Here is a 13045-nt window from a genome sequence, read left to right as displayed (position 1 = left end):
TGCACCTCCTACATCGACTGCCCGGTCAGCGAGCCAATCCAGCCAGCTCCCCATCCGAGAACACCGGCACCAAAAAGCGCGCCGAACAGACCTGGGATAGCGTCTTGGAACCTCCCTGACATCATGCGAATGCCAGCGAAGATCAGGCCGCCCAGACAGATGACAGCACCTGCGTACATCGCGAATGTTTTGAAGGTGCCCATTAACGTCTGCGCACCAGAGAAGTCCATCGTTCCTTGTGCGTGGGCAGCGGTGGCGAAGGAGAGAGCAACCAGGCTAGGGAACAGGACTCGAAGGACACGGTAAGCCTGTTGCTTGACGATCACCCGACTGACCTTACGAAGCGGGCGAACACGATGGGAAGAGCCTAGACGAAATGGCAACCGAACGGTGCCTTCAACCGATCTGAGTTGGGGGTAGGAACGAATCACGTTTGCACCTCCGCTAACTTGAGCAAGTCAGCATGGCGCAAACCTACGGTTCGTTGGAACCTTGAGTCCAATAACTTCTGATATTGTCACTATTCCTCGCGGGAATAGTAGAGCTATTCACTGTAGTTCCGCAGAGTCTGAATGGTCCCATCGGACTGCGCTACTAGGCGCGCTTGGCGAGTCGTTTTAGGCTCGATGATCAGAGAGAATGCTGTGCCGTCAATGAACTCCAAGTGGAGCTCTTGACCGCCAAGGTCGTTGTCGGCAAGTCTCAGGCGTTCGACTGTTTTCCCAGCAACTTCCGGGCATTCAATCATCTGGTTAGCCACACGCATCTCCCTTGCAAAGCGAATCCCTTATTAGGGGATTCTATAGGTCGCTACCCAAACTTGAAAGATGGGGATGAGGGCTGAGACCGGAATCAGGAGATCGCGGAAAGCGCGCACTGCTCCGTTTCAAGAAACCTATGACGCTATCCTCGAACGTTTGATCGTGGCAAGGCAAGAGGCCGGATTAAATCAGAAAGAAGTTTCGGCGAAACTAGGGTTCTCACACTCATTTCTCTCGAAATGCGAAACAGGCGAACGTCGTATCGACGTGATGGAATTGCTTCAACTTGCCGAACTCTATGGAAAGTCAGCGGACTTCTTCTTAAAGGGATAGACGGTCGCTGGACATTTCACTTCCAACGTCTCACACGAACCTCGACAAATATCCATAGATTTTCCCGTCCGGCGTATTATTTTGCCCATGGCAAGATGCACAGCACCTAGAGAAGGTCACCGCACTGCGAGCGGGCGCGCAAACTGCCCGGCCTGCGGCGGAGGATATAGCAGAGGGTATGGTGGTTGGGGTGGCGGGTACAGTTCCTCCTACTCGCCCAGTCCGTACTCGTCTTACTCCGGCTCATCAGGAAGTTCCGGAAGCGCACGAAGTGGAGGCGGTTCGGGTGGGAGCGCAAGACCACGCTGGTCACCGGTAGGGTCTTCGGTTGGCTACACCCCTGCCGAAGTCAGAGCCCTTACCCCGTTTCGGGAGGCGTTGGAGAGGCTTGGCCCGAAGCCTGACAAACGCGACATCTTCCTTTGCCACGCATGGGACGATCGCGCCGGGGATGCTAAGCAACTGCATGATTTGCTGGAATCGAAAGGTGTCAAAGTTTGGTTCAGCGAGAAGGATGTCATGCTCGGCGCTCCGCTCATGCGGGAGATCGACCGCGGACTCGCAAACTCGCGCGTCGGCATCGTGCTGGTCACGCCACATTTGCTAAAGCGGCTAAAAAGTGAAGGTATCGCCGACAAGGAACTATCGGCGCTCCTCGCGCGTGATCAGCTCATCCCCATAGTTCACGGTGTGACCTACGACGAGCTTCGCGATGTCAGCCCGATGCTCGCATCTAGAAGCGGAATGGACACGAAAGAGTCACCAATGCCCGCCGTAGCAGCAAAACTGAAAGAGCTCTTGCCCCTGTTTCCCGAAGTTCCCATAAACTAGCAGCCGTTGGTGAGAAGGATTGCCAGAAACAACAACATACGTGAGCCGGGTCGCTCATAACCCAATGTTCGATTTCGCTATTCCGATAGCATTTCCATCCACAACCTCAGCGTCAGATCTTCACGATCGGGCCGTCCAAGCTGCCAGCGAAGCTCTTCGTCATAACGTTGCTGAAGGAGTTGAAGATCGAAAGGGATTATGCGGCTGAGAAACCGAACATCGTCGCGGTCTTTCTGGCTGTTTCGTTCGAGCTTGGAGAGTGCAATGTCGTATGGATCGAGAGCCATCAGTCGCAGATGTTTGTACGAGGCGGGGAACATCTCGGTCAATCGCTCTTCGTAGTTCTCGGGAATGGCTGCGACGCCTACACGATCAAGGTAAATACGATGTTTCCGATGAAGTGGCCCACCTGTAGCGCGATCGCCATCAGGGTTTCGGAAGCCTCTCTGGGAGCCAGTTCAATGACATCCACGTCTGCGGTTGGCCGGGCGAGCCCATATAGCTGCGTGACAACAAACCCTCCGATGCAGTCCAACCGCGCAGTCGAGTTTAGAGACCCGTCAAGATCGCTCAGGAATGAATGCCAAGGCTCGGGAGGGAATGGATTAGAAGACATGCTGAAGGTCCTCAGCTTTCAGGTCGGTGAGCAGGTTCCAATGCACTGCATTTGCAGGACGATGAGTGCGGAGCCATTTTCGTTCAGCTTGCGACAGGGATTGTTTCGCGAGGGTGTCTTCGTTTGCAAGACGGGAACGTTCGAGACCTGCAACATGAGATTGCAAAGCTCCAGCGAGCTTCACCTCACTACGAGACTGCGCCACATCGCTCGCTAAGAGTGTCACGTAAGCCAGGCGGTTCTGACGATCTTTTAGCTTGCTTTCGGCGACAAGCCAAGCCCAGTCCAAATTAGGGAAATGGAAAGGAAGCCACGGCAGTGCTTCCGTCACACGCGCGTCGAGGTCTTCACTGTCGAGTGCAAGCAGCAGCAGTTCGGCAGGGTTCAAAAGCCGACGGCTCTTCAGGTAAGCGAATCCCGGATATCCAAGTTCACCCAAAGACGCCTTGAAGAACTCTTCTCCCGGAGCCGCGCTCTTAGTGGTCTGCAGTGGACGTGCAGTCGGAGGCAGTGAGAAGACACGAAGAACGGTGGGAACGAGGTCATCGGAGACAGGCCGACTTCCACGCTCCAGCATGGAGAGATATGCCTGCGTGACACCAAGTCGACTGGCGGCCTCTGCCTGTGTCCAGTTCGAAGTGGTGCGAGCCGTTTTGAGATCACTGCCGTTCACACCATTAGTATAACAATAGATGTTATAAAAGACCTCCTCGGAGGACTGGAACAGCCACCCTCAAAACAAGGCGTATTTCTCCCAAAATCCACCAAAAGTGTGACCGCTCACAACGTGCTTATTGTCAGTACTTTGAAGCCTAAAACAGCCACCAAAACAGCCACCAAATGGCACCTGGAGGCGCGAAAACCCCAATAAATCTGAGAAAAAGTCCGCCGAAACGCCGTGGTGGCCGTTTTGGTGGCTGTTCGTTGCCAAAATTCGTGCATTTCAGTGCAAGCGGGTGCAAGGTCAATTTCGGCTATAAACCGCTCATTATTAGGTAGTTGTGCGGCATTTTGCGGCCCAGTGCAAACTCATGCAAAATGCCCGAAAACTGACTCAAAATCCGCCGACCCTTGCGGTCGTGGGGGTTCGACCCCCCCTCCCGGCACCATAGAATCAAAAACTTACGACACCGTCGGTTCCAGACTGGAGACTGACTTTGTCCATTCTGTCCGAGATTCCACTCATCCCGAAAAATCCGCCGCTCCTTCAGCGATGCACTGAAAGCGTTGCCCCGTCCAGCGGCCGCGTTGAAGCGGATGTTTCGGCTTGGTATCAAGCGACTCCGCCCAAGGTGTATTACATTCCGCATTTTCCGAAGCTTGAAGAAGATAATGTCCGGCAGGGCTTTCTTGAGGACGAGCAATATGACAAGCTTTTGAGCTACTGTCCTCAACTTTGGTTTCAGGCAATCGTCGAAGTTGGGAAGACGTATGGCTGGCGGATCGGTGAACTTATCAAACTCACAGTGGATCAAGTCAACCTTGTGCTGCGAACGATTCGCCTGCACCCGGGGAGAACGAAAAACAAGAAGGGCAGCGAAGTCAAAATGACCGTTCGCGTCCATGAGCTTTTGACTCTTTGTGTAGGAGGCAAGGGGTCTGATGCCGCCGTCTTTACACGGCCAAATGGAAAGGCAGTCAAACACTTCACCAAACTATGGCAAAGGGCATGTGAGTTTGCGGGTGTCCCCAATCTCCTGTTTCACGATCTGCGTCGCACGGCGGCTAGGAACTTCGTCTCAGGTTACTTCCTCAAACTACTCTGGTTGGTGTGTCTACCAATGGTTACGAGGGCTTGCACGTCACGGATTTGCTAGTCAAACCGTTTAGCAGGCCGCTTGTGAAACCTGGAGCAGCATAGGGCGGGATCGAACCTGCGCATAAAGGTTTTGCAGTTCAGGCGATTTTTCTAATGAGTTGATGATTCTGGGCGTTTCCGTCGAATGAAGCACCAAAATCGGGTCATTTTAGTACCATTTTGTCCCTTATTGACTGCCATAATCGCTGTGGTTGCCTAGTGATGTATCCGTTTGAAGCTCTTCTTTAGTCCATTGGGCTAGCTTCCGAATTTCAACCTGCGCTTCGATCGCAACAGGCGATTCTTCAAGAATTCTGAGGGGCTCGAATTCCGTTGTCTTGAATGGTCTGAAGGCGTTGTAGGATTTCCGTGCTTGTCCTATCGACTCAATTGAGTGGTAGGGAAGTGTCATCTCTATGATGACAATCGCAGTGAGTCTTCCGCTTCGGCGATAGGGAAGCCTTCGAAAATTATTTGCTGGTCTGTTCCTTATTCCCCCTCGTTCAAGCTGCGGGCGCACTCGCAAGTTCTGTTCGTATCCCATTCGTGACGCGTCGACCCGCGCATCAGAAATTTATGGCACCATAGATACGTGGGCTTTGTCTCCAGAGCGTTCCGCGTGACGGCGATCTTGTTGGTGCTTTTTGCATCCGTCGAGATTTTCGCGTGCGATCTCCTGCCCTCGTCCGACTGCTACATCTCCTCTGGCGTGCAGAATCATAATAAAGAGCAGGTGCGGGTGCCGGGCGGGTGCGACAACTGCTTGTGCTGCTGCGCGCATGTTGTTGTCGTCAAGCCTGTCGTACTGATACATCAGGAAACAATCACTCCAGCTACCCCCGAAATGGCTGTCGAACAGCCCCTGTTCAGTCCTGCCGCCATCGACCACCCTCCCCAACTCTCCTAATCTCGCGTCAACACTCGACCTCAAAGACAACTTAGGAGATGTGTATGCAGGGAAGAACTCTCTTCCTGTGCGCACTGCTCTTGCTGACGCCAGCACTAAAGGCGCAGCAAGCGGCTTCCACCATTCTTACGGTGGACGATTTGGTGCGTGCAGGTATTCAAAATAATCGAGATCTCGCCGCCGTTCGAGAGCGGATACCAGAAGCCCAGGGTCTCAAACGACAGGCTGGTGTCCGGCCTTCTCCAACACTCGGCTTGACAGGTATTACGGGAAAACCACTCGGGACCTTGGGAGAAGATCAGTACGGCGCAGATTACTCCCAATTAGTTGAGACCTTCGGCAAACGTGGGAAGCGTGTCCAAGTGGCTGAGTACGCGATCTCCATCGCGGAGGCGGACTACCAGGCCCGTGTCGTGCAGCTCGGCTTCGAGATTAAGACCGCGTATGCGGAGGTGCTCGCGGAACAGCGCAAGTTGAAGGTCCTGAACGATCTGATTGCAGTCAATCAGGAGATGTTGAGGCTCACCGAAGCGCGCGTGAAAGAAGGCGATGTCGCACCGCTGGAGGCAAATCTTCTCAAGGTGGAGATAAGCCGGGCCGAGGTTTCACGAAGAAGTGCACAAGGGCGCCTTGTCTCGGCAGAATTGGAGTTGCGCAGCCTAGTGGGATTGGAGCAGGCAACACCCATCCCGAATGTGGACTTTTCTGTGCCGACAACGGTTGAACTGGATGCCCTAAAACAGAAGGCTCTTGAGAGTCGGGCCGACCTGAAGGCAGCGCGGATGGAGGAAGAGCAAGAGGTCGCCGGGATAGCACTTGCGAAGGCAGAAGCTAAGCCGAATGTGACGCTCTCTGCCGGGTATACCCGGCAGAACAGTCAGTTCGACGACTTGTATGGGTTTAACACCAGCGGCACACTCAGTCCATTGCGTGACCGGGACGACATATTGAAATTTGGCGTCTCGATCCCCCTACGTACCAGTCGCAGTGGGGCAGGTAGTGTGCAGGCGGCGGCAGCTCGTTCCTCAGGCGCTCGCTTACGCCGGGAATATCTGGATCGAACTATTCCGCTTGCAGTGGAGTCCGCATACCAAAACTGGCGAACCGCCCAAGACTCCTTGCAAATGCTTCGGGAAGGAGTCCTGGACCCATCTGCCGCCAATCTGTCTGTCATCCGCGAAGCCTATAGGTTGGGGCAACTACGCCTGCTTGATGTTCTCAATGAACAGCGGCGTCTCGTGGATACGCAATTGACCTATATCGATGCGCAAGCCGATGTCGCCCGAACACACGCCGAGCTGGAACGCGCGGTAGGAGGAAACCTTCCATGAAAAATCTGATTGTTGCCCTTGCCTGTGTCGCTCTACTCGTCACCGGCTGCAATCGTAAGAACGCCCCGAAGGATGAAGGCGAAACCACCCAGTCGGAGACAACCAACAAAAACAATCTCGTCGAGATGATGACTCCGGCACAGCAGCACATTGGACTTTTGACTGTGCCTGCGGAGTTGACCCAGCTTAAGGAATACTTCCGCGTCACAGGGACGGTCCAACCGATCGATAGCCGTGTCGGCGAAGTGGGGCCGCTGGCTCGCGGTCGAATTATTGAGGTTTATGCCAGAGTGGGAGACCGCGCCCAAGCAGGCCAGATTCTCGCGACCTTTGACAATGTGGAAGCGGGTGAGTTGATTGCGCAGGAGCAGTCGGCCCATGCTGATCTGGAGCGGCTGAAGGCGCAGTTGATCCCGGCGACCCGCCAGACCGAGCGGAGTCGTCGCCTTGCAGATGTCGGCGCAGGCGCCGAAAAGGATTATGAATCGAGCAAGGCAGAGCAAGCGAGTGTAGAAGCCAACATCCGGTCGCAACAGGCTATGATCGACAGCATCCGTCTGCGGCTTCGTCGCTTTGGTGTGTCCGATGAACAGGGTCGTGGGTCATTCAAGACGGCGCTCAAAGCGCCCTTTGCCGGTGTAGTCACGAAGGCCATGGCGTCGCCAGGAGACGTGGTGGATGCCGGCCGGCCGGTCTTTACCGTTGCCGATCTTTCCCACGTCTGGGTGCAGGCAGAAGTGTATGAGAAAGACCTCGGACGGATTCGCATTGGCCAGGACGCATTCATCACGGTCGATACCTATCCCAGAGAAAACTTCGTTGGGCGCGTTGCGTACGTCAGCGATGTCCTCGATCCACAGACGAGAACAGCTCGCGTCCGGTGCGAAGTCAACAACGGCGACATGCGGCTAAAGACCGACATGTTCGTCAACATCGAGTTGCCGACAAACTTCAGCAAACAAGCGATCGCTGTCACGTCGAGCGCCCTGCAACAAGTCGAGGGCAAGAACGTTGTCTTCGTACGTCGCTCGCCCACTCAGTTCGAGAAGCGGGAAGTCGAACGGGGCGTCACCGTCCGTGACATGACTGAGATTGTCAGTGGTTTGAAGGCTGGAGAACCCATAGTCACCCAGGGTGCATTTCACTTGAAATCGATTCTGGCTGGCGGCGAATTGGGGGAGGAGTAACCATGCAACGTCTTGTTGAGCTCGCTCTTCGCTTTCGCATTCTTGTGCTACTCGCAACCGTGTTTGTTGCGATCTTGGGAATGATCTCCCTGCGCAATCTTCCCATTGATGCTGAGCCAGACATCACGCCAAACCAGGTCTTAGTGTTGACCCGTGCTCCAAGTCTGTCCCCACTGGAAGTAGAACAACTAATCTCCTTTCCAGTCGAGACCGCCATGCGCGGTCTGCCAGGAATCACGCGTATCCAGTCTACGTCGAAGTACGGTCTCTCCTACGTCGCCATTTACTTCCAGGACGGCATGGACCCTTACTTCTGTCGAACGCTGGTCAACGAACGTCTCCCTCAGGCAAAAGAGGCTATTCCTTCTCAGGTGGGTGTACCAGAGATGGGGCCGATTTCGACTGGGCTCGGAGAGATTTATCAATTCAAGGTTACAGGTTCCGGTCGGAGCCCGATGGAGTTGCGAAGCATCCTTGATTGGGATATTGCTCCCAAGCTCCGTGGCGTTCCGGGCATTGTTGAGGTGAATGGTCAAGGAGGCGAGCTCAAGACCTATGAGGTCGCAGTGGATAGTGACAAACTGACCGGATACCATGTACCGCTGCGGCGCGTCATTGAGGCGCTTTCGAAGAACAATGCGAACGCCGGAGGAGCTTACCTGGAGCGGTCGGAACAACAATCGCTGATTCGCGGGGAGGGATTGATCGGTAGTCTGTCCGATATCGAAAATATCGTCGTCGGCAACTCATCAACCGGAACCCCAATTCTCATCCGGAATATCGGCAACGTTCGTTTTGCGCCGATGGTGCGCCGTGGATTTGCAACTCAGGATGGAAAGGGAGAAATCGTTATTGGTGTCGCCATGATGCTGATTGGCGAAAACTCCCGTGCCGCTGCCAGCCGAGTGAAAGAGAGTTTGGCCGGTATCCAAAAGACGTTGCCCGATGGCATACGGATCGAGCAACTCTATGATCGTACCGACCTGGTGAACCGAACTGTTCGTACGGTGACACGCAACCTGATCGAAGGAGGCATTTTGGTAGTTGCAGTCCTGCTTCTGCTGTTAGGAAGTTTTAGGGCTGGTGTTGTAGTCTCCCTCGCGATTCCGTTGTCGATGCTGGTCGCCTTCATCGGCATGGTTCAAGCGAAGGTCTCCGGCAATCTCATGAGTTTGGGAGCTATCGACTTCGGTTTGATCGTCGACGGTTCGGTTGTCATCATCGAGAACATCCTCCGTCGCCTGCATCAGAAGAAGCCAGAGGAGCAGGTCAGCGATGTCATTCTCGCTGCCTCCCGTGAGGTGGCCAAACCGATCTTCTTTGGCGTCTTGATCATCGTCCTTGTCTACATTCCAATCCTCACACTGGGTGGCGTCGAGGGGAAAATGTTTAAACCAATGGCGGCAACGGTCCTGTTCGCGCTGCTTGCTTCGCTTGTCATTGCGTTGATGCTGATGCCGGTATTGAGCTGGTATGTCTTACGGAAAAACGTTGCCGAGAAGCAGACTTGGCTCATGCGAAAGGCGGATCAATGGTATCGTCCATTGCTCCAACGTGCGTTGGGACATCCGGGCTGGACATCGGGAATTGCGGTTGGCATTTTTGCAATTTCTTTGATCGCTATTCCGTTTCTCGGTGCGGAGTTCATTCCTTCTCTTGATGAAGGCTCGATTCTGGTTCAGATGTACCGTGTGCCCGGTATCTCCATGACGGAATCGCTGCATGGGAACGAGATCATCGAGACGGTCTTACGCGAATTCCCGGAAGTTTCGACAGTCTTCAGTCGCACAGGCAGTCCTGAAGTCGCTACCGATCCCATGGCAATCGACCAGAGCGATGTCTATGTCACGTTGAAGCCTTCTGATGAGTGGCCGAAGAAGCTCAGTAAAAGCGATCTCGTCGCCGCAATGAAGAAACGGTTGGAGGCAGAGGCTCCGGGAGCGGTCTACAGTTTTTCTCAGCCGATTCAGATGCGGATGCAGGAATTGATGGAAGGTGGTTCGCGGAGTGACATCGCAATCAAGCTCTTCGGAGATGATCTGGAAGTGTTGCGCCAGAAGGCAGACCAGATCGCCGCAGTCGTAAGCAAGGTCTCAGGAGCAGCGGATGTACGTGCTGAACGCGTTGCCGGCTTGCCATATCTCCGCATCCATCTTCGCCGCGATGCTCTGGCGCGTCACGGTTTGGACGCTTCCGATGTTCTGGACACCATCGAAGCGATCGGAGGAAAGCCAGTTGGGGAGATTGTGGAAGGCAACCGCCGTTTTGCATTGCAGGTGCGATTCCCAGAGGAGCAACGTTCGACGGTGGACGCCATAAGTAATTTGCGAGTAGGAGATACGGAGGGCCATTTCATTCCACTTGCTCAATTGGCTGATATCCAAGACGAGGAAGGGCCGGCGCAAATCAGTCGTGAGGGAGGACAACGCCGGATCAGTGTGGAGGTGAATGTCCGCGGACGCGACCTGGCGAGCTTTGTTGCAGATGCACAGAAGGCTGTTGGCACCAAAGTGAAGATTCCGAATGGCTATCAATTGGAATGGGGAGGACAATTCGAGCAGCTCCAAAGCGCGAGCCAGCGATTAATGATTGTCGTGCCTGCCGCCCTGACACTCATTTTCGTGCTCCTTTACCTAAATTTTCAGTCCGCATTTCCGGCACTGTTGATCTTCCTAAACATTCCTTTGGCCGCGACCGGAGGTATAGCGGCGCTTCTTATGCGTGGAATGCCTTTCAGTATCTCTGCCGGAGTCGGCTTCATCGCGCTCTTCGGGATCGCCGTTCTGAACGGCATTGTCTTGTTGACCTACATTCGGGAGCTAAGACATGAAGGCCTTCCAATTGAATCGGCGGTAGAACAGGGAGCCGAAACTCGGCTACGGCCTGTTCTCACGACGGCGCTTGTGGCTAGCTTGGGCTTCATTCCAATGGCAATTTCGCATGGTGCCGGTGCGGAAGTGCAGCGCCCCCTCGCTACGGTGGTGATCGGAGGACTTGTGACCTCGACGCTGCTCACGCTGTTGGTTCTTCCCGCGCTTTATCAATGGGTTGGACAACGGCGTGAATGAGTAACAATTGTGAGCTTCAGCAAGCATCCGAGATTCTCGATTTTGCTGAACGAAGGCTCTATGTTCCCTTTGAGCAATGGCTGAAGTGCAATTCTTATTTGCCGGGAAACTCAGCACTTTCCGGACTCACCCAATCATTCGCAGTTCCCAGGGACGGTACTTCATCCCGGCAACACGTTCTTGTCGTCAACGATGCTCATTTTTTAATGTAGCAAGGCAGGATCGTTGAATTCGGAGTCGTTAGGCGATATGCATGACTTGGTTTCGGGTACAGCGGACCTTTTGGGAAGCGATTTACATCTGGAGCATGAACAGGCATGAAGTTTGATCTGGGGAAGATTCGCACAGTCGTAGCTGGCGAATCCGGGTTCGCCAGTGCCTAAGAAGGCCGTGAAGAAGCCTAACATTCTCTGGATTATGTCCGACGAGCACAGCTAGGCCATCACCCGTGCGTATGGTAATAAGGTCGCTAAGACCCCGTACATGGATTCGCTCGCAATGAAGGGCGTTACTTTCGCCACACACTACTGTGGCTCGCTGCTGTGCGTGCCGTCGTGTTCCTCACTCACCGCTGGAAAAGTACTGCTCGCGTTGATACCTGGGATTTACCAGCGAATTGCCGATGCGGACATGCCCACGCTGCCACGCATCCTTGACGCAGCGGCTACAAAAGCTATTTTTGCAGTAAGCAGCACGATAGCTATACCTGTTATGGGGGAACTGTTCCGCCGAATGGCAGCATCCGCTGGACGGTTGATGGTGCCCCTGCCAGTTCTAGCTATGACACGATAAAGTCATCAGGCGAATATTGTTCAGCAGATGGCAATGTTAACTATTGCAACTATTGGGATGAGTCTGACTTCTATTCTGTCCTTCCTCCAGGAGATCATGTGGTGACGGCATCGATTCCAACTTCTCAGGATTACAACGCCGCGTTTTCGACAACTTGGATCGTGCATGTAGTTAAACCTGTGCCATTGTTGTCGGTAAATTGTTCGCCAAATCCTATTGCGTTTGGGAATCAGAATACAAATCGCATTGCATTGCACTCCGGATCGAGCATCTTGTTTACGGCCAACAGAAGCTATAAAAGAACTATTTTCCGCATGAGAGCCTTAGAGTGGTCTATGCCCCGGTTGATATGATAAGGAACCTGAGCCATGAACAACAGTAGTTAGTGCTGAGCCCTCTAGTATTCGTGGATTGAGCCCTTATAGCTGTCCAGAAATCGAACATCGGTTGATTAAAATCGGCTCGTTAATCTCAAGAGAAGATCTGACTGTTCTTTCTAATGTAAGAGTAGGGCGTTAAGAATTGGGCTCTAAGGATTTCAGTTGCGAGCGATCGAGGGGATCGCCGAGGGAATTCGGAAGCGTGAGCGAATATTCTGAGGCTAACGCAAATGGCTTTTTGCGAAATCGCGGAGTGCCTTTACGTTGCAAATGATGATCATATTGCGACCGTTTAACTGAACAATGCCATATTGTGTAAGTTTCTGTAAGGTTCTTGAGACGACCTCGCGTACGGACCCTAAGCGTGCTGCGAGTTGGGAGTGCGAGAGAGGCTGCTGAAAAGAAATGCCGTCTTCGACAGGGCGGCCGGTTTTCTCAGCTTCTTCCAACAATAAATGAGCCAAGCGCTGTCCAAGGTCCATGAGCGCGAGTTGTTCTACCAATGATGCCACTCTGCGCAATTTTTGAGCGAGTATGCGAAGGGCTGTAAGTGCCACCTCCGGGTGTTGCAACATAAAGCGTTGCACAGTCTGCCGCTCTAAAAAAAGTACTTCAGAGTCTTCCTCAGCAATGGTTGTAGAAGGATATGGCTCCCCATCAAAGGCTGCCACCTCAGCGAGAGTGCCACCACAGCGCTCAATATGGATTGTCTGTTCGCGGCCATCCATGTTTACCCGAAATGCCCGCACGGCTCCAGAAAGCACAACATAAAGGCCTTCGGATGGGTTGTTCGCGGTAAACAAAATTTGTCCGCACGAAAGTTTTTTCTCTATTCCGCCAGAAGCAAGATCGCGCAATGCGGCTTCTGGAACGTTTCCGAAAAGTGTCGATTTGCCTAGAACTTCCAAGCGACGCGCGAGGGACATATGTTTATCTTCACGGATGGCTACATTGTTCGCAACGTGTTTCATGATGAAAATCGCGCACTTCTCGTTATCTTCAAGCATCTGTGACAAATGTCACTGAGAGACTCTTCCATTC

General features: G+C 53.5%; 12 protein-coding genes. 6 read left to right on the top strand and 6 right to left on the bottom strand.

Annotation, left to right across the window (positions count from 1 at the left end; translation table 11 throughout):
- Positions 1-8 precede the first annotated feature (8 nt).
- Positions 9-326, bottom strand: coding sequence for a hypothetical protein (locus tag H7846_RS12515; protein ID WP_186696359.1), 318 nt, complete (start codon positions 324-326; stop codon positions 9-11).
- 501 nt (positions 327-827) lie between these two features.
- Between H7846_RS12515 and H7846_RS18160 the strand changes: the two genes are divergently transcribed.
- On the top strand, positions 828-1094 hold the full coding sequence (locus H7846_RS18160; RefSeq protein WP_370561246.1) for a helix-turn-helix domain-containing protein: 267 nt from the start codon (positions 828-830) through the stop codon (positions 1092-1094).
- 87 nt (positions 1095-1181) lie between these two features.
- On the top strand, positions 1182-1925 hold the full coding sequence (locus H7846_RS12505; RefSeq protein WP_186692497.1) for a toll/interleukin-1 receptor domain-containing protein: 744 nt from the start codon (positions 1182-1184) through the stop codon (positions 1923-1925).
- 77 nt (positions 1926-2002) lie between these two features.
- Here the strand turns inward: H7846_RS12505 and H7846_RS12500 are convergent, their stop codons facing one another.
- Genes H7846_RS12500 through H7846_RS12490 form a run of 3 tightly spaced genes read right to left on the bottom strand, consistent with a single transcriptional unit; the run spans position 2003 to position 3214 of the window.
- On the bottom strand, positions 2003-2278 hold the full coding sequence (locus H7846_RS12500) for a DUF6036 family nucleotidyltransferase (protein WP_255460997.1): 276 nt from the start codon (positions 2276-2278) through the stop codon (positions 2003-2005).
- Between the two features lie 11 nt (positions 2279-2289).
- A complete protein-coding gene (locus tag H7846_RS12495) occupies positions 2290-2541 on the bottom strand; it encodes a hypothetical protein (RefSeq protein WP_186692494.1) in 252 nt (83 codons plus the stop codon).
- Positions 2531-3214: a helix-turn-helix domain-containing protein gene (locus H7846_RS12490; protein ID WP_186692492.1), complete on the bottom strand. Its 684-nt coding sequence runs from the start codon at positions 3212-3214 to the stop codon at positions 2531-2533. The genes H7846_RS12495 and H7846_RS12490 overlap by 11 nt, the downstream gene beginning before the upstream one ends.
- A gap of 484 nt (positions 3215-3698) precedes the next feature.
- On the opposite strand from H7846_RS12490, the gene H7846_RS12485 reads away from it, so the two are divergent.
- Positions 3699-4358 (top strand): tyrosine-type recombinase/integrase, encoded by a 660-nt coding sequence (locus H7846_RS12485; RefSeq protein ID WP_186692490.1) that lies wholly within the window; start codon positions 3699-3701, stop codon positions 4356-4358.
- A gap of 555 nt (positions 4359-4913) precedes the next feature.
- Here H7846_RS12485 and H7846_RS12480 read toward each other — a convergent pair.
- Positions 4914-5228, bottom strand: a complete 315-nt coding sequence (locus tag H7846_RS12480) for a hypothetical protein (RefSeq protein WP_186692489.1) — start codon at positions 5226-5228, stop codon at positions 4914-4916.
- Positions 5229-5290: 62 nt separating this feature from the next.
- On the opposite strand from H7846_RS12480, the gene H7846_RS12475 reads away from it, so the two are divergent.
- Genes H7846_RS12475 through H7846_RS12465 form a run of 3 tightly spaced genes read left to right on the top strand, consistent with a single transcriptional unit; the run spans position 5291 to position 10832 of the window.
- The gene (locus H7846_RS12475) at positions 5291-6577 is read left to right on the top strand and encodes a TolC family protein (RefSeq protein WP_186692487.1); all 1287 of its coding nucleotides are present in this window, start codon (positions 5291-5293) and stop codon (positions 6575-6577) included.
- The gene (locus tag H7846_RS12470; protein ID WP_186692485.1) at positions 6574-7764 is read left to right on the top strand and encodes an efflux RND transporter periplasmic adaptor subunit; all 1191 of its coding nucleotides are present in this window, start codon (positions 6574-6576) and stop codon (positions 7762-7764) included. Before H7846_RS12475 ends, H7846_RS12470 begins: the two co-directional genes overlap by 4 nt.
- Before the next feature lie 2 nt (positions 7765-7766).
- Positions 7767-10832 carry an efflux RND transporter permease subunit gene (locus H7846_RS12465; protein ID WP_186692484.1) on the top strand — a complete coding sequence of 1022 codons (3066 nt, stop codon included), beginning with the start codon at positions 7767-7769 and terminating at the stop codon, positions 10830-10832.
- Positions 10833-12225: 1393 nt separating this feature from the next.
- On the opposite strand, the gene H7846_RS12450 is transcribed toward H7846_RS12465, so the two are convergent.
- Positions 12226-13011 carry a Crp/Fnr family transcriptional regulator gene (locus H7846_RS12450; protein ID WP_255460995.1) on the bottom strand — a complete coding sequence of 262 codons (786 nt, stop codon included), beginning with the start codon at positions 13009-13011 and terminating at the stop codon, positions 12226-12228.
- Positions 13012-13045: the final 34 nt, after the last annotated feature.

This window comes from Edaphobacter sp. 4G125, from assembly GCF_014274685.1.
Classification (GTDB): Bacteria; Acidobacteriota; Terriglobia; order Terriglobales; family Acidobacteriaceae; genus Edaphobacter.
The sequence above is the reverse complement of the archived record's forward strand: the minus strand, read 5'-3'. Positions and strand labels throughout refer to the sequence as shown.